The 15,520-nt window shown below is 63.0% G+C and carries 16 protein-coding genes; 5 read left to right on the top strand and 11 right to left on the bottom strand.

Going from position 1 to position 15,520, the window contains the following annotated elements; all coding sequences use genetic code 11:
* Positions 1–35: 35 nt before the first annotated feature.
* From BLR35_RS18415 to trmB, 5 genes are all read right to left on the bottom strand, one after another.
* Entirely contained in the window at positions 36–1,220 is a 1,185-nt protein-coding gene (locus tag BLR35_RS18415) for an ABC transporter ATP-binding protein (protein ID WP_090385360.1), read from the bottom strand.
* A 2-nt stretch (positions 1,221–1,222) separates the two neighbouring features.
* Positions 1,223–2,209, bottom strand: coding sequence for a carbohydrate ABC transporter permease (locus tag BLR35_RS18410; protein WP_090385359.1), 987 nt, complete (start codon positions 2,207–2,209; stop codon positions 1,223–1,225).
* Positions 2,209–3,240: a carbohydrate ABC transporter permease gene (locus tag BLR35_RS18405; RefSeq protein ID WP_090385356.1), complete on the bottom strand. Its 1,032-nt coding sequence runs from the start codon at positions 3,238–3,240 to the stop codon at positions 2,209–2,211. Before BLR35_RS18405 ends, BLR35_RS18410 begins: the two co-directional genes overlap by 1 nt.
* On the bottom strand, positions 3,230–4,699 hold the full coding sequence (locus BLR35_RS18400; RefSeq protein ID WP_090385355.1) for an extracellular solute-binding protein: 1,470 nt from the start codon (positions 4,697–4,699) through the stop codon (positions 3,230–3,232). The genes BLR35_RS18405 and BLR35_RS18400 overlap by 11 nt, the downstream gene beginning before the upstream one ends.
* A gap of 345 nt (positions 4,700–5,044) precedes the next feature.
* Entirely contained in the window at positions 5,045–6,109 is a 1,065-nt protein-coding gene (gene trmB, locus BLR35_RS18395; protein WP_090385351.1) for an HTH-type sugar sensing transcriptional regulator TrmB, read from the bottom strand.
* A gap of 199 nt (positions 6,110–6,308) precedes the next feature.
* Here trmB and BLR35_RS18390 point away from each other — a divergent pair, with 199 nt between their 5' ends.
* Positions 6,309–7,340, top strand: coding sequence for a mechanosensitive ion channel family protein (locus tag BLR35_RS18390; protein ID WP_090385348.1), 1,032 nt, complete (start codon positions 6,309–6,311; stop codon positions 7,338–7,340).
* Between the two features lie 60 nt (positions 7,341–7,400).
* Complete coding sequence (locus tag BLR35_RS18385) at positions 7,401–7,841, top strand: universal stress protein (RefSeq protein ID WP_090385346.1); 441 nt, start codon at positions 7,401–7,403, stop codon at positions 7,839–7,841.
* 54 nt (positions 7,842–7,895) lie between these two features.
* Here the strand turns inward: BLR35_RS18385 and BLR35_RS18380 are convergent, their stop codons facing one another.
* Positions 7,896–8,327: a universal stress protein gene (locus tag BLR35_RS18380; RefSeq protein ID WP_090385343.1), complete on the bottom strand. Its 432-nt coding sequence runs from the start codon at positions 8,325–8,327 to the stop codon at positions 7,896–7,898.
* A 149-nt stretch (positions 8,328–8,476) separates the two neighbouring features.
* Here BLR35_RS18380 and BLR35_RS18375 point away from each other — a divergent pair, with 149 nt between their 5' ends.
* Positions 8,477–8,716, top strand: a complete 240-nt coding sequence (locus BLR35_RS18375; RefSeq protein ID WP_090385341.1) for a DUF5816 domain-containing protein — start codon at positions 8,477–8,479, stop codon at positions 8,714–8,716.
* Between the two features lie 189 nt (positions 8,717–8,905).
* The gene (locus tag BLR35_RS18370) at positions 8,906–9,214 is read left to right on the top strand and encodes a DUF7116 family protein (protein WP_090385339.1); all 309 of its coding nucleotides are present in this window, start codon (positions 8,906–8,908) and stop codon (positions 9,212–9,214) included.
* 18 nt (positions 9,215–9,232) lie between these two features.
* Here the strand turns inward: BLR35_RS18370 and BLR35_RS18365 are convergent, their stop codons facing one another.
* Positions 9,233–10,435 (bottom strand): pyridoxal-phosphate-dependent aminotransferase family protein, encoded by a 1,203-nt coding sequence (locus BLR35_RS18365; RefSeq protein ID WP_090385336.1) that lies wholly within the window; start codon positions 10,433–10,435, stop codon positions 9,233–9,235.
* A 207-nt stretch (positions 10,436–10,642) separates the two neighbouring features.
* Between BLR35_RS18365 and BLR35_RS18360 the strand changes: the two genes are divergently transcribed.
* On the top strand, positions 10,643–10,843 hold the full coding sequence (locus tag BLR35_RS18360; RefSeq protein ID WP_090385334.1) for a dodecin: 201 nt from the start codon (positions 10,643–10,645) through the stop codon (positions 10,841–10,843).
* A gap of 109 nt (positions 10,844–10,952) precedes the next feature.
* On the opposite strand, the gene BLR35_RS18355 is transcribed toward BLR35_RS18360, so the two are convergent.
* The 4 genes from BLR35_RS18355 to BLR35_RS18340 form a co-directional block, all read right to left on the bottom strand.
* Complete coding sequence (locus BLR35_RS18355) at positions 10,953–11,327, bottom strand: HesB/IscA family protein (RefSeq protein ID WP_090385332.1); 375 nt, start codon at positions 11,325–11,327, stop codon at positions 10,953–10,955.
* 86 nt (positions 11,328–11,413) lie between these two features.
* The gene (locus BLR35_RS18350; protein ID WP_090385329.1) at positions 11,414–13,195 is read right to left on the bottom strand and encodes a methyl-accepting chemotaxis protein; all 1,782 of its coding nucleotides are present in this window, start codon (positions 13,193–13,195) and stop codon (positions 11,414–11,416) included.
* A 97-nt stretch (positions 13,196–13,292) separates the two neighbouring features.
* Positions 13,293–14,573 carry a histidinol dehydrogenase gene (hisD, locus tag BLR35_RS18345; protein ID WP_090385327.1) on the bottom strand — a complete coding sequence of 427 codons (1,281 nt, stop codon included), beginning with the start codon at positions 14,571–14,573 and terminating at the stop codon, positions 13,293–13,295.
* A gap of 527 nt (positions 14,574–15,100) precedes the next feature.
* A complete protein-coding gene (locus tag BLR35_RS18340; RefSeq protein WP_090385324.1) occupies positions 15,101–15,310 on the bottom strand; it encodes a hypothetical protein in 210 nt (69 codons plus the stop codon).
* Positions 15,311–15,520: the final 210 nt, after the last annotated feature.

The following is a 15,520-nucleotide window of genomic DNA, read 5'->3' as shown; positions in this document are numbered from 1 at the left end:
GCCAAACGCACGGGCACAATCCCCGTCACGACGGGCTAGCCGTCGGCTCTCGTCCGTTCACCGGGTTCGTGCTCCGACGGCTCGACCAGGCCATGGCGTAACGCCGCGCCGGTCTCCGTATCGAAGAGGTGAATCTTCGATCGGTCCAGAACGACGTCGATTTCCTGTTCTTCGCGGATCTCCGTGTCCGGCGCGGCGCTCATCAGAAGTTGATCGGGAGCCGTCGCCGGATCCTCCGCCATCGACCGACCTGCTTCCTCGGCCAGCAACAGGTAGACGAACACCTCGTCACCCATCGGCTCGAGGACGTCCGTCCGTGCGTCGATCGGGTCGGTGGCCGCGGGCAGTTCGTCTGCCTGCCTCGCGGGATAGACGTCTTCCGGCCTGATCCCGAGCGTGACCGTGTCGCCGACGGATACCCCTGGAATCTCCTCGAGATCGAGATCGATCCGGAAATTGCTGGTCTCGAGGCCGTCCGTGACCAGTTCGCCCTCGACGAAGTTCATCGATGGCGAGCCGATAAAGCCCGCGACGAAGAGGTTTGCGGGTGCGTTGTAACACTCCAGTGGCGGTGCAATCTGCTGGAGCCGTCCCTCGTTTAAGACGGCGATCCGGTCTGACATCGTCATCGCCTCGGCCTGGTCGTGAGTGACGTAGATGACCGTCGTCCCGAGCTGGCGGTGGAGTCGCTGGAGTTCCGTCCGCATGTGGACCCGCAGCTTCGCGTCCAGGTTGGCAAGCGGCTCGTCCATCAGGAACACGTCCGGGTTGCGGACGATCGCACGGGCGATCGCGACCCGCTGGCGCTGACCGCCGGACAACTCGTCGGGCATCCGCTCGAGCAGCCCCTCGAGTTGGACGATCTCCGCGGCTTGCTCGACGCGCCGGTCGATCTCGTCGTCGGAGTACGTGCGCAACCGGAGGCCAAAGGAAATGTTCTCGAAGACGTCCATGTGGGGAAACAGGGCGATGTTCTGGAAGACCATCGCGACCCCACGGTCTTTCGGTGCGAGGTTGGTTACCTCGTCGTCGCCGATGTAGACGCGACCCTCGGTGGGCCGCGTGAGTCCGGCGACCGTCTCCATCGTCGTCGACTTGCCACACCCCGATGGGCCGACGAAGGTGACGAACTCGCCGTCCTCGACCTCGAGGCTGACGTCGTCGACTGCCGTGACGTCTTCGTAGCGTTTCGTGATGTTCTCGAGTCTTACTCGTGCCATGGTTACTCTTTGAGTGCTCCAGCGGTCAGTCCGCTCACGATCTTCTCCTGGGCCACGACCACGAGGATCGCGACCGGAATCACGCCGATGATGCTCGAGGCCGCCATCAGGTGGTACAGCACCTCGTACTGGCCCTGGTAGGCGAGGATCCCCTCGAGCAGCGGGGCCCAGCTTTCCGGCTGGCCGTCGGTCATCAAAAAGGAGAAGAAGAACTCGTTGTAGACGGCGATGAACGTCAACACGCCTGCGGTCGCGACGCCGGGTGCCGACAGGGGGATGATGACCCGGAACAGCGCGCCGAGTCGGGTCGTTCCTTCGACCCTGGCTGCGTCCTCCAGACCGTCCGGGATCTGGCTGTAGAACGTCGTCAGGATGAAGATGGCCAGCGGCATGAAGATCGCCGACAGCGGCAACACCATCGCACCCGGCGTGTTGTACAGCGTCCCGTCGCCAGTGATCGGCTCGAGGACCGCAAACTGCGTGTTGAACAGGTCGTTCAGCGGGATAAAGAAGGCTGCCGGCGGGAAAAAGGAGATGACGAGCACCAGCAACAGCAGTGGCACCTTCCCGGGGAACTCGAGGCGGCCGAACGCGTAGCCGGCGAGGCTGGCGATGACCAGGACGACGATGGTCGAGGCCGTCGCGATGACGAAGCTGTTGAAGACGTACCAGTGGAAGGGGATCGTCTGGAAGACTTCGACGAAGACGCCGGGATTGAAGCCGTTGGGGGTGAAGACGATGTCCTGGAGCTGTCCTTCCGGCGTCAGCGCGACCATGAGCAGCCAGTAGAACGGGAACAGCGTCGTCACGAGGAAGAAGATCGCGGCGGTGTAGAACATCGCCCGGTAGACCTTCTGGGGGTTCTGGATCGACTCGTCGACCCACCGCTGGAAGGGGCCACGGTCGAGTTCGGCGTCGCTTTCCTCCTCTAAGATCGCCGTTCCCGTCTCGCCGCCGTCGGTTCGTGGTGACGAATCGGTGTCTCGCATCAGTACAGCCCTCCCTCGGTGTCGCGGAACAACACCACGTACGCCGAGATGATGATCCCGATGACCAGTGCGGTCGAGAACGCGACCGCCGCTGCCGTCGCGTAGATGCGCGTCCCGCCGAACATCGCCTCGACGACGAGACAGGTCAGCGACGGGACGGTCGTACAGCCGACGCTCGACTCGATCAGTCCGTACACGCGCATCGCGTCCATCGTCCGGAACAACATTGCGACCAGCAGCGCCGGCAACACGAGTGGCAGTGTAATCCGCTTGAACCGCTGCCATGGGCTCGCTCCGGCGACGCGAGCCACGTCGTAGAGGCTCCGATCGATGCTCTGAAGACCGGCGAGGATCAGCAACGCCATGAACGCCGAGGACTTCCAGATGTCCGCGACGAGGATGATGATGAACGCGTCCTGACTGTCCGCCAGCGGGTTCGGCCCGAAGATCCCGAGCCACTGGCCGAGTTCCGTCCCGAAGCCGACCTCCGGCTGGAACAGCAGGAAGAAGATCATCCCCTGGATGACGATCGGCACCGCCCACGGGAGGATGATCGCGACCCGAACCCAGCGTCGACCCCTGAACTCCTGGTCCAGCACGTACGCCTGCCCGAACCCGATCACGGTCTCGAGAAAGACGCTGATGACCGCGAACCCGATCGTGACGAACAGTGCCTGCTGCAGGATTGGGGTGCCAAACTCGAGGAACGGGAACGAACTGGTGAGGCCGACGTCGACGAACTGTCTCGCGAGGCGGGCGTTCCCGGTGAGGATGTCGACGTAGTTCTCGATCCCGACGAACCCGCCAAGCGGCTCCGCCCCGCGAGTCTGATCCTCGCGCAGCGACGTGACGAACGTCGCGATCAGCGGATAGAACGCGATCAGCGCCAACAGCGCGAACGCCGGCAGCAGGAGCAGGTAGGCGTAGGCTGCCTCGCTCAGGTTCTCCATCCAGTTGACGACCGCGTTCCCGGTTCGGTCCCGGTCGGTCTCGGCCTCGCTACCGATCAGGCCGTCCGTATCAGTCGCCATGCTGCTCTGCCACCTCCACTTCGCTTCTCTCGAGTCGGGCCGCCAGGTCGCTCATCCCTTCTTCGGGATCTTCACCCCGGTAGCCCGCATTGATCGCCTGGTAGATCAGCGCCGACTGTTCGGGCCAGACGTCGGTCACCGGCCGCGGAATCGCGGTCTCGCTCGCCCGTTCGATCTGGTCTGTGTACCGCGCGATCGCGCCGATATCGTCCTCACTGGCTTCCTCCACGAGGTCGATGATCGGTGGCAGGAAACCCTGCAGTTCGAGGATCGTCAGCATTACCTCCTCGTGAGTGAACGCCTCGAGCACCTCCAGGGCCTCCTCGCGACGATCGGTGTAGGGGCTCACGACGAGGTTCCACCCGCCGAGTGCCGAGGTCGTGCCGCCGACGCCGTCGTATTCGGCTTCCTCCTCCGAGACTGCATACGGCATCGTTGTAACGCCCAGATCCTCGCCAATGACCTCCTCGTCGCCAGTCGCGGCGATCGAGAACGTCCAGTTACGGTGGGCGACGGCGTCACCGGCCTCGAACGGTCCGAGCGACTCCTGTTCCGTCCACTGGACGATCGCCGTCGGACAGATCTCCTCGTACTCCTCGAGTGCGTGCGGATCGGTCTCGTCGATGAACGTCCGCATCATCCGGATCGCGTTTACGACGTTCTCGTCGTCGACCGTGATCGGGCGGTCACCGGCTTCGAACAGGTTGCCAGCGCCGCCGAAGTACGCCCCGCCCCACGAGGTCATCACCTCGTTGAACGAGCAACACGCCAGTCCCTCGTAGGCATCTCCCTGGGTCGTCCAGCCGTATTGAACGTCCCCTTCGTCCATCGCGCCACTGACTGCCGTCGAGAACTCCTCCCAGGAGGGGGGCTCCTCTCCCCAGTCGCTCGTGTCGTGACCGGCCTCCTCGATCAGGTCCTCGCGGTACAGCATGAACCCGAGGTCGGGAAACAGCGGAAGCCCGTGGAGGTCGTCCGTCTCCGGATCCCGCGCCGTCTCGAGAGCGGCCTCGAGGTACTCGTCTTCGACCCGATCCAGGACGTTCTGGGGGAGTTCCTCGCTGAGGTTGGTCGTCTGTTCCCGGAGGATGAACGGGATCGTCCACCCGCTGTCCATCATGTGGATGTCGGGCGGGGCACGACCGGCCTGGAGCGCCGACTGTGCCCCCTCCATCCGGGCGTCGGAGTCGCTGACGACCGTCTGAATCTCGACCTGGATGTCCTCGTCGAGACCCGCGTCCCAGAGCGCCTCCTGGATCGAAGCCTCGTCTTCTTTGGGATACATGATCCCTTCGACGTCCGTCGCAGCGGTCATCACGACCGTCCCTTCGCGGGGTGAGCGGCCGAGACAGCCCGCGACGGCGACGCCGCCAACTGTAGCGACTCCGGCCGTCGCCTCGAGGACCGATCGCCGCGATCGACCCTCCCGGAATCGTCGACCTGTGCTATTGTCACCCATTCCCTCCCATCAGAACACGCTTTCGACTATAATTGTTGGCCAGGAACGCCGTAAAATAACTGGACAGTCCGGATTGCTGTTCTGTCTAATACCGCATTACGTTCACAGTAGGGTGTGTGAAACGAATAGGAGAAGCGAACGGAATCTAGCTTCGTCAGTTCAGCCGACAATACGTGGTCGATACTCCGAAAATCGTCGGTATCGACCAGTAACGCCCACGATGCTTTCTCGCGCCGGAAGCGGCTACCAGTGTTCGCGTGGCCAGGACGAAATTCGGACGGAGCGAAGGGTTGTCACTGGCGACGAGAGACGACGCAACGACGAACTGGGGAGAGTCTCGAGCGATTACTCTTCGAGTGCCGGCGGTTCGTGACGGCCGATGTGGATCTGGTGGGCTTCGAGATCCTCGAGGGCGGCCACGCGGCCGCCGACGGTCAGTTCCCGACCGCCTTCGGTCTCGAGAGTCATACTGGCGACCTCCTCGCTGACCTCGAAGGAGACGTCGACGACGCGGCCCTTGACGACCTCGGTGCCGCCGAGTTCGACGTCGCGACCCTCGATCGTCGCGTAGAACTCGCCACCCTCGTCGATGACGTCTTTCACGCATCGGCGGATCGAGGCGTACTTGCGGGGGTAGCCCCGTTCGGTGCCGTCCTCGGCGAGCGTTCGTTCCGCGGTCGTCCAGAGGACGGTGCCGAAGAAGCCCGAGACCAGGAAGCCGAGCGCCGACCGGTTGAAGATGACGCCGTAGCGGTCCTGGTCGTCGCGAAGGGCATCCTGGGTCGCGTAGACGGAGTAGTTGCCGTCCGCGACGGCGACGACGGGCGTCGTGATCCCGCGGCGTGCCCGGGCGCTCGTCGCGACCGAGAGGTAGTCGAACTCGTCCGGATCCGGTGCTTCGCTGCCGGGCGTGACGATCAGGTCGACGCTGACGCCGTCGGCGATGGTCTCCTGGAGTTCGTCCTCGAAGCGAGTCAGCAGGTCAGGGGTCAGCGACAGGGAGAGCTCGTACTCGGCGGCGTCGATGACCTCCTCCAGATACCGCAGGATCGTCGATCGAGACTTGACCAGCGACACTGCTTCCGTGTCGCGAGCGGGCGCGGTATACCGGGCCTCGAGTTCGTCGATCATCTCCTCGAGGGAACTCTGGACGTCGTCGAAGGCCTCGTCGGGGTCGATCGCGACGACTTTCATCGGGCGGGATTCCCGCAGTTCGACCAGGCCGCGGTCGCTGAGGCTACGCACGGTGTCGTAGACGCGGGGCTGTGGAATGTCCGTCTGATCAGCGATCTCGCTTGCAGTGAGCTGACCCTGCTCTAACACGGTCAGGTAGGCGTCGATCTCGTACTCGCCGAGGTTGAACCGGTCCCCGACACGCTCGACCGTCGAGCGCAGTTCGTCTGGTGCCATATCGGGTGTACGATCCCGATGGCTAAATGATTTATTATACACCGAGTAGCACCTGTTTTCGAAATCGGGTAGTTTTCCTGAACTGATCGCGTAAGGGTGGCGTATTCCCGTACTACGGGGCTCGTCGAGCCCACGCCTGTCGATCGGATCGGACGTATCCGTCCGAACGCTTAACCATCACGCTCGTGAGTGTGCTTCCATGTACGGGGTGCTCCAGGACGAGACGGCCACGGGCGCAGATCCGGAGGAGACGCTCCCGATAGGGTTCCCCGAACCCGACGAGATCGGACTCGCTCTCCTCGTCCTCGTGATCGGCTGGGTCCTCTCGAAACTCGTCGTTCGTCTGGTCGGTCGCACGGTTGCCCAGCGGATCGAGCGGCCGAGCGTCACCAGGGCGGTCCTGCGAGGAATTCGAGCGTCAGTGTTGTTCGTCGCACTCGCCGTCGTCGCCAGCATCCTCGGAGTCAGCGAAGAGAACATCTTCCTCTCGGTGGGTGTCATTTCGGCAGTCATCGCCGTCGTCCTCGCGCCGCTGGTCGGGAGCCTGATCAACGGCTTCTTCGTCCTCGCGGATCGGCCCTACGAGATCGGCGACATGATCGAGATCGTCGACGAAGGCCACCGTGGGTTCGTCGAGGACATCACGATCCGCTACACCAAGATATTCACCCTCGAGAACACGTTCATCGTCATTCCGAACTCCGAAATTCAACAGCGAGACGTCGTCAACTACTCCGCCGAGGACGAACGAACGCGCATCTCGATCAGGTTCGAGATCACCTACGAGAGCGACCTCGAGGCCGCCACGAAACACGCCCAACGAGCGGCGCGCAACGTCGACGACGTCATCACTGGCGGTCCGGACATACGAATCGGAAGTGCACGGTACGCCGCAGCGCCGGTGTGTACCGTCGACGAGTACGCCGACGACGGTATCGCGCTCGTGCTGTACTTCTGGATCAAACATCCCTACAAACAGTCACTCGCCAAGTCCAGGGTCCAGCGGGCGATCGGGAACCGGTTTGCGGACGCAGACGTCGAGTTCGCCTATCCACGTCGCCACCACGTCTTCGACGAAACCAGTGGCGTCGCACGGATGGCTGTCGACGGTCGCGAACCGGATCGAGGCCCATCGCTCGAGTCGGAACCGAGGCGACCGCGAGCAGACGGGGAAACGAACGGATCGATCGGGGCGAGTACGGGCGAGGAGTCGACCGAGAGCGGCGAATGAGTTCCCACGAGAGTGGGATTTCCGGGTGCCTTTATGCCGGTTCTGTCCGAACGACGAAGTATGTACGACGACGTCCTCGTCCCGACCGACGGCAGCGACACCGTTTCCGAGACGCTCGAACACGCCCTCCCGATTGCAGCCGACAACGACGCGACAGTCCACGTACTGTACGTCGTCGACAGTCGCATCACCGCCGCGGCCGACGACAACGCCGACGACCTCGAGACGACACTCGAACGGGACGGATCGGAAGCGATCGAGGAAGTACGGGACCGGGCGTCTGCCCAGGGTCTCGAGACGACCGCCGAGATACGAAAGGGGACGCCCGCGAAGACGATTCTCGATTACGCCGACGAAGAAGGAATCGACCTGATCGTCATCGGAACTCGCGGGAAGAGTCCACGGGAGAAGGTCGTTTCACTGGGGAGTGTCTCCGAGCGCGTGGTCGACAACGCTTCGATTCCCGTGTTCGTCGTTCGCGACACCGATAGTAGCGACTGAACGTCAATGCACACCCGATCGCAGGACAGCGGTGCGATCGGTGTGTAAATCGTTTCAGTCGCTACTATAGCTCGCAGCGGCGCTCCCGCCATTGACCGTGATCACCTCGCAGTCGAGGTGTTCTCGCAGGAACCGGTCGATGTCGGGATTGCTCGTGAACCGCCGGAATACGCGACGAAGTCGGCTCGCGCTCTGGTTGCCGATCACGACGACGTCCGCGTCTTCCGCCGCGACTTCGTCCAGAATGCTCTCTTCGACGAGGAAGCCGGTTCGAACCACGTAACGGGTGTTCTCGATCGGACCGAACGACCGCTCGACGGCGGTTTTGAGATCGATTCGCGTCACTTTCTTCCCGTTCTGGTAGAGATCGACGTGCAAGACCGTCAACGCCGCGTCCCGCTCCTGGGCGACTTCGATCGCCCGCTCGAGTGTTCTGCGGGAGCGTTTCGTCAACGGGTACCGAACGGGAACCACGACCAGCGCCATTATCCCACCGAACGATTTCCGCGAGGGTAAAGGTTTCAGTACGACAGTTCTTCGTGGGTAAGAGACGCATACCCACGTGTTTTCCGGACGCCAGTCGACCGGCCACGCGGACGGACAGTCCTTTATCCGAACGTCCGCTATGGTCGAGTATGCGATCGACCGTGACCGAGGATGGAGAGACGGTCTACGTGTCCGAGACCGAAGGCGACAGGGGTTCGAAGGGGCCGTTTCTCGTCGCGTACGAGTCCCAGGACAGCGACCGTCGGTACGGCTGGTTCTGCACGAACTGCGAGAGTCTGGACAACGCGATGGACACGATGGGCCGTATCAGGTGCAACCAGTGTGAGAACTTCCGGAAGCCGACCGAGTGGGACGCCGCTCACGAGTGAGTACCGGCGGATCGTCGCTGCTCGATAGTAATTCTCTGTTATCGAACACCGTTTCGCCGAATTGACTTTCAATCGACCAGTCTTCCCTGCTGTAGGTTGGTATCGGCGAAAAACATCGGACAATATCTTCTACACACAAAGACTTATGACACCTGGTGATGTATACCAGTATGAATGGGTCCTGTTAACATGCGACTCGTCGAGCAGGCCAGGTCGATTTTCGCAGAGCTTGGATACAGCGTCGAAGGCGACGGACCGGAGTTCCGAGCCGAACGAGCGTGGAAAGTCGTCCACGTAAACACCGTCCTCGAGAACGACGAACTTCCAACCTCGACAAACGGAGAGTTCCACTGTTTCGTCGCACAACCCGACGACGCAGACGATCTCGAGGAACGGCTCACGAGTACCGACCCCAGCTACGAGTGGGCGATCATCGTCGTCGACGGAGACGACTATCAGGTCGAACGTGCCCCGCCAGGACCGCGAGTAACCGCGTAGAAAACCGCGATACTGCTTTTATTCGAGCGCGCGACGCGTCGCTGTCACGCCAGCGCCCGGATCGACGTCCGCACCCATCGACTCGAGGACGTCCCCCAGCGCCGTCACCACGAAGATCACGTTCTCCGGTCGCGCGGAGTGGCCCATGCAGCCGATCCGGAAGATCTCGCCGTCCAGATCGCCCAGACCGCTCGCGATTTCGAGATCGTACTGTTCGATCAGCGCGTCACAGACCTCGCCGTCGTCGATGCCGTCGGGGACGCGGACGGCGTTCAGGCTCGGCAGCCAGTAGTCGTCGGGCGCGTTCATCTCGAGTCCCATCGCCTCGACGCCTGCCTTTAGCGCGCCGGCGAGGCGTTCGTGGCGCTCCCAGCGCTCTTCGATGCCTTCCTCGGCGACCAGCCGCAGCGCCTCACGGATCGCGTAGACGTTCGTGATCGGCGCGGTGTGGTGGTAGGATCGCTCGTCACCCCAGTAACCCTCGAGCAGGGAGAGGTCGAGATACCACGAGCGCGGGTCCTCGTCCCGGGAGAGGACTTTCTCCATCGCCTCGTCGGAAAGCGTCAGCGGGCTCGCACCCGGCGGACAGGAGAGACACTTCTGTGGTCCGGAGTAGGCGACGTCGATGTCCCACTCGTCGACCCGGAGTTCGACGCCACCGAGAGAGGTGACGGTGTCGGCGATCACCAGCGCGTCGTGGTCGTGGGCCGCCGCGGTGAGTTCCTCCACGTTCGGCTGGAGCACGCCGGTACTCGTCTCGGCGTGGACGAACCCGAAGACGTCCGGATCGTGTTCGGCGAGCGCGTCCGAGACGTCGGCCGGCTCGAGCGGTTCGCCCCACGGTGCGTCGACCTCGACGACCTCGCCGCCGGCCCTGCGAGCCATCGACGCCATGCGGCCGCCGAAGTAGCCGTTCGTCGGGACGAGCATCGTATCGCCCGGTTCGACGACGTTCCCGATCGCGGCCTCCATCGCGGCCGATCCGGTCCCCGAGACCGGAATCGTCCACTGGTTGTCGGTCCTGAACGTGTAGCGCAAAAGCTCCTGGACCTCGTTCATGATCTCGACGAACGAGGGATCGAGATGACCCACGAGCGGCGTACTCATCGCTCGAAGCACGCGCGGATGAACGTCGCTCGGTCCCGGCCCCATCAGCGTCCGGTCCGGCGGCGTCAGTTCACTGATCTCCGACACGTCGATCGGATCGTCACTACCTGGCATGGGTACACGTGCGACCGGAACCCCCAAAAACGTTCACGCCTCGGCGAATGGCGTGCTCCGCTCACCGTTGGCTTCGATTACAATTCCGGGTTGCGATCTACCGGTAGGACCCCCGAACCGATTTCGATCGTCCGCGTATCAAATACAATGCTCGTTGCTATCATTAGCCATACATTGAATACGAACGACACTGTACGCATACGAGCGATGGTATTCAAGAAGATCACCCTGATCGGTACCAGCTCGGAAAGCTTCGACGCGGCAGCGGACGACGCCATCGACCGCGCCGAGGACACCCTTCAGAACGTCCACTGGGTAGAGGTCGACGAACTCGGCGTCGAAGTCGCGACCGCCGACGACCGACAGTACCAGGCAGAAGTCACCGTCGCCTTCGAACTCGAGGAGTAACACGCCGGATACATCGACCAGCGCCTTCGAGATCACGTGACGAGGCAGCTAGTGCCACGAAGAACGGAAAACCTGTCAGAGAGCGGACGGTATCGGACAGTCGTCGACGTTACGTCCGGAACGACTCGCCACAGCCACACTCACTGACGACGTTCGGGTTCTCGACGTGGAACCCCTCTGCCTGCAGGCCACTCTCGTAGTCGAGGACGCTGCCCTCGATGTACTTCAGGCTCGCCGGATCGACGAACACGCGCAGGTCGTGGTGTTCGTAGATCGTGTCGTCCTCGTCTGGCGCGTCGTCGAACCGCATGCCGTAGGAGAGACCCGCACACCCGCCTTGCTGGACGAAGAGGCGAAGCCCCGCCTCGTTCTCGTCCAGTCCTTCGCTCTCGAGCAGGGAGAGGGCTTGCTCGGCCGCGTTCTCGGTTACCTCGATCTCGGGGCGCGTCTCCGCCTGCCCGCCGTCCATGCTGTCCGTGCTCATACTCACTCTTTCCGGCGCGACGATGTTAACCTTGACGCCCTCGGCGAACGTCTACAAAGAGACTCGAATAGACGTCCGTCCCGTCGCTACTGCGATCGGTCGACGGCGTCTCCGTCGGTGACCTCCTCGACGTGCTCGACCATCTCGTCGATGGCATCCCGCTGGGCGGCCGTCCGCTCGGTGACCTCGCTGATCCGCTCTTCGATCCTGTCTGCGTCGGCGGCGACGCCGTCGGCTTCCGCCGCCACCTCCTCGACCGACGCGGCCTGGTCGTCGTTCGCCTCCGCGATCTGCTCGATCCCCTGGGCAGCCTCGTCGACGGCGTCCGCGATCTCCTGGAGGTTCTCGATGGCCGTATCGACCTGTTCGCCCGCAGTCTCGAGGCGATCGTTCGTCCGTTCGGTCACGGCGACGGTCTCGTCCGTCCGGTTCTGAAGTTGCTCGACTCTCGAGGAAATCTCCTGGGTGTGTTCTTTCGTCTCGCTGGCAAGCGACTGGACCTCGTTTGCGACGACCGCGAACCCGTCGCCGTCCTCGCCGGCCTGGGCCGCCTCGATGTTCGCGTTCAACGCCAGCAGGTTCGTCTGGTCGGCGATATCGCTGATGACCTCGATGACCTCGTCGATCTCGTCCATCCGCGTTTCGAGCTGGTCGACCGTCTCGGTGAGTTCGTCGGACGCCTCGCGGACAGCGTTCATCTCCTCGCGTGCCTCCTGGCTGACCTCGACGCCGTCCTCGGCAGCGGCCTGTGCCTGTTCAGCGGCGGCCGACACCTGATCGGAGCTTGCAGCGACCTCCTCCATCGTCGCGCTGAGGTCACTGATCTCCTGAACGATCGTTCCGATCGAGTCGGTCTGTTCGCTCACCTGATCGTCGACCTCATCGGCAGCGGATGCGATCGTCCTCGCTTCTTCCGAAAGCTCCTCGATCTCGTCGGCAATGCCGTGTATCGTGGTCTCGACGTGGTCGCCGATCTCGTTTATCGTCCCGGTGATCTGGTGGACCTCCTCCTCGAGGACGTCGTGATCGTCCGTAAACTCGACCCGCGCCGAGAGATCGCCGCCGTTGAGCGCACGTCCTGTTTCGGTCACCTCCGAGACGAGATCCGTCATCGCCTCGCGACGACGAATGACTTCCGTATTGTCCTGGACGAGCTGGACGACACCCTGGAACTGCTCCTGCTGATAGATCGGCGTCGCGACGGAGTGGACGTGAACCGTTTCGCCGGCCGCGTTCGTCAGTTCGCGTTCGATCTCGTAGGCACGCTGGTCGCGGCCGGACTTCTCGGCGTCCGTCCCCCGATGTGCGTCTCGCGGATTCTCGACGACCTCGTCGGCCAGCGTCGTGGTCCGATGATCCCGGAAGAACGATTCGGTGGCCGTCTCGCCGAGAACCTCCTCGCGGTCGACGCCGGTCAGTGCCTCGAGTTCCTGGTTCCAGCCGATAATCCGGTGGTCCGTGTCGACGAGAAACGCTGGCTGTGGGAGCGTATCGAGCAGGGCGTCGGTCGCGATGTTCAGTTCCTCGCTTTGAGCGTCCCGGTCACCGAGCGTTTCGTCCGTCTCGGCTGCCGATTCGTCGTCGGTCGAAACCGTCGATTCGGTTGCCGACTCCGCGACCGTCGACTCGTCCTCTTCCTCCGTCTCTGCCGGCTCGTCCCCAGTCTCTACGACCGTTCCACCGTCGACGGTCACGGTCTCCTCGGAACCCTGTTCGTCGTCCGTCTCGACCGGTTCCGACGACCCCCGTTCGTCTTCGTCGTCACGGCCCGCCGACCGATCGTCACTGTCGCTCCCGACCGGATCCGACTCACTGGACCCATCGTCGTCACTCCGGACCGAGAAAACACGTTCGAGTAACTTGCTCATACCCTTCGTGTTCACTATCAGTTGGTATTTTTTGTGGCCACCGAGAATAGAGCACGACTCAGCCGATGGACCGCTACCGGAGACAGCCCGTCTCTCCCTACCGATCTAGCCGCTTACGAACGCTTTCAGCGTGGGCCTCGAGCCCCTCCGCCTCCGCGAGAGTCGTGACCGTCTCGCCGATTCCCTCGAGTCCCTCCTCCGAGAGTCGCTGGACGGTCGTCGACCGGAGGAAGGTCTCGACCGAGAGACCGCCAGTCACCCGTGCGCCACCGTTGGTCGGCAGGACGTGGTTCGTTCCGCTGGCGTAGTCACCCGCCGCCACGGGCGTGTTCGGCCCGAGGAAGACGCTGCCCGCGCTGTCGATACGCTCGAGAATCGACTCGTCGTCGTCGGCGACGATCGAGAGGTGTTCTGGGGCGTACTCCTCGGTAAAGAGGATCGCCTCGCTCATCGACCGGGCCAGCAAGACGCCGCTTGCGTCGTTTGCAAGCGCCTCTCCAATCACGTCTTCGCGCTCGCGCGCACCCGCCTGCTCGTCGACAGCCTCGACGACCGCCTCTGCAGTCGCCTCGTCGTCGGTCACCGCGACGACGGCGGCGTTCGGATCGTGTTCGGCCTGGGCGACCAGTTCCGACGCCACCAGCTCCGGATCCGCCGTCTCGTCCGCGACGACGACGACCTCGCTCGGCCCCGCCAGGAAGTCGATTTCGACGTCACCCCGAACCTCGGCCTTGGCCGCAGTGACCCACCTGTTGCCCGGCCCGACGATCTTCTGGACCTGCGTCACCGACTCGGTCCCGTACGCGAGCGCGGCGACTGCCTGTGCCCCGCCGACGCTGTAAACCGCGTCCGCGCCCGCAATGTGGATCGCAGCCAGCGTCACCGGATTCAACTCGTCGGCCGGCGGCGTCACGACCGTCACGTGCTCGACGCCAGCCACGACCGCCGGGACGACCCCCATGATCGCACTCGAGGGATACGCCGCCGACCCGCCGGGAACGTAGACGCCGACGCGCTCTATCGGTCGGAACCGCCGGCCGAGTTCCCGCCCGTCGGCGAACTCTTCGCGCCAGTCCTCGGGCACCTGCGCCTCGTGGAACTCCCTGACGTTCGCCGTGGCCGTCTCAATCGCCTCGCGGACATCGTCCTCGAGTTCGTCGTAGGCCCGTTCACACTCGTCGGTGATCTCGAGGTTCCCGACCTCGACGCCGTCGAACTCGCTCGTGAACTCCCGGACGGCGACGTCACCCTCCTCGCGTACGCGATCAACGATATCGCGGACGTCCGTCCTGACTGCCTCGATACCGGCGTCGCGCTCGAAGAAGGCGTTGCGGTCGCTCGGCCCGAGATCCTGGATCTCTTCGACCTCGATACTCATGCCTCCGGGTTGGTGCGGGGGTCGAAAAACGGTTTCCCTCTGCCGGACGGCAATCCCGTGACCCGACGCGTCCGTTACAGGAGACACAGCGCAATGCCACGGCCTTTGGGCCGTGGATACGCGCGTACGCTTGATAGAATTGTATCCCGTAACTGGAAGTACCGGAGTTCCCTCGTTGAGAAACGCCGTCTTCGACGGTACCACGACTTTGTTGTGACTTCTCGCGTGGTAACAAATCCGACCGAACCAGTCCACGACGTAACGGCTTGGCCGACGCGAACCGTGGTACCGTGCGGGCTAAATACCCCGCCGTGGAGCGACGAGTGGTATTCGTCGCGTCGAAGCCCCGACCACGCGTCGGACGGAAGGACCCCTTGACAGGGCTACACGCACTGCAACGCACTCCCCCGGTCATAATTGGGAGGTAACCGTTGACGTGGCTCCCGAAAGGGAACTTGACCACCGAGGAAACGTGCAACCTTGCACTCCGCTTCGCGGATTCCTGCAACTGTAGGCGCGGGAGGATATCAATGTACTTCCCAGACCCCGACTGCGTCCAGCGTCGCCCGAACGAATAAGTAGACCAGCAGGAGAAATCCGGCGATTGCGACGGGAACAGAAAGCAGGCGTGCGACTTCGAGGCCGAATATGATCTGGCCGACGCCACGAATGCCGAAACTCACGAAGACGATGCCGAAGGCAATGACTGCGAGTTTGACGAATCCCTCACGCTTCATACGTACCGATTTCCGTCCCGTGAGTAAATCGTATCGGAACTCGTCGCCGTTCCCGCTCGAGTTTCGACCCCGACTGATTTCCAGGGCTTAAGGAGTGAAATTAGGTGGGTGTATGGTGGAAAATCGTGGCATGGTATCGGGTTCCGATATGGAACTGGTCCGACGGTCTTATATATGTACCCGCTATTTCGTAATAATGCGAACGACGTG

Origin of the sequence: Natronobacterium texcoconense (assembly GCF_900104065.1) — an archaeon.
Lineage (GTDB): Archaea > Halobacteriota > Halobacteria > Halobacteriales > Natrialbaceae > Natronobacterium > Natronobacterium texcoconense.
Note: the sequence above shows the minus strand (reverse complement) of the source record. Positions and strands in the feature narration are given on the sequence as shown.

Coding starts and splice junctions, on each gene's coding strand:
- trmB (WP_090385351.1), bottom strand. CDS start 6,109: ATGGCACCAGACGAACTGCGCTCGACGGTCGAGCGTGTCGGGGACCGG.
- BLR35_RS18365 (WP_090385336.1), bottom strand. CDS start 10,435: ATGCCAGGTAGTGACGATCCGATCGACGTGTCGGAGATCAGTGAACTG.
- BLR35_RS18385 (WP_090385346.1), top strand. CDS start 7,401: ATGTACGACGACGTCCTCGTCCCGACCGACGGCAGCGACACCGTTTCC.
- BLR35_RS18380 (WP_090385343.1), bottom strand. CDS start 8,327: ATGGCGCTGGTCGTGGTTCCCGTTCGGTACCCGTTGACGAAACGCTCC.
- BLR35_RS18405 (WP_090385356.1), bottom strand. CDS start 3,240: ATGGCGACTGATACGGACGGCCTGATCGGTAGCGAGGCCGAGACCGAC.
- BLR35_RS18400 (WP_090385355.1), bottom strand. CDS start 4,699: ATGGGTGACAATAGCACAGGTCGACGATTCCGGGAGGGTCGATCGCGG.
- BLR35_RS18350 (WP_090385329.1), bottom strand. CDS start 13,195: ATGAGCAAGTTACTCGAACGTGTTTTCTCGGTCCGGAGTGACGACGAT.
- BLR35_RS18370 (WP_090385339.1), top strand. CDS start 8,906: ATGCGACTCGTCGAGCAGGCCAGGTCGATTTTCGCAGAGCTTGGATAC.
- BLR35_RS18410 (WP_090385359.1), bottom strand. CDS start 2,209: ATGCGAGACACCGATTCGTCACCACGAACCGACGGCGGCGAGACGGGA.
- BLR35_RS18415 (WP_090385360.1), bottom strand. CDS start 1,220: ATGGCACGAGTAAGACTCGAGAACATCACGAAACGCTACGAAGACGTC.
- BLR35_RS18340 (WP_090385324.1), bottom strand. CDS start 15,310: ATGAAGCGTGAGGGATTCGTCAAACTCGCAGTCATTGCCTTCGGCATC.
- BLR35_RS18355 (WP_090385332.1), bottom strand. CDS start 11,327: ATGAGCACGGACAGCATGGACGGCGGGCAGGCGGAGACGCGCCCCGAG.
- BLR35_RS18390 (WP_090385348.1), top strand. CDS start 6,309: ATGTACGGGGTGCTCCAGGACGAGACGGCCACGGGCGCAGATCCGGAG.
- BLR35_RS18360 (WP_090385334.1), top strand. CDS start 10,643: ATGGTATTCAAGAAGATCACCCTGATCGGTACCAGCTCGGAAAGCTTC.
- BLR35_RS18375 (WP_090385341.1), top strand. CDS start 8,477: ATGCGATCGACCGTGACCGAGGATGGAGAGACGGTCTACGTGTCCGAG.
- hisD (WP_090385327.1), bottom strand. CDS start 14,573: ATGAGTATCGAGGTCGAAGAGATCCAGGATCTCGGGCCGAGCGACCGC.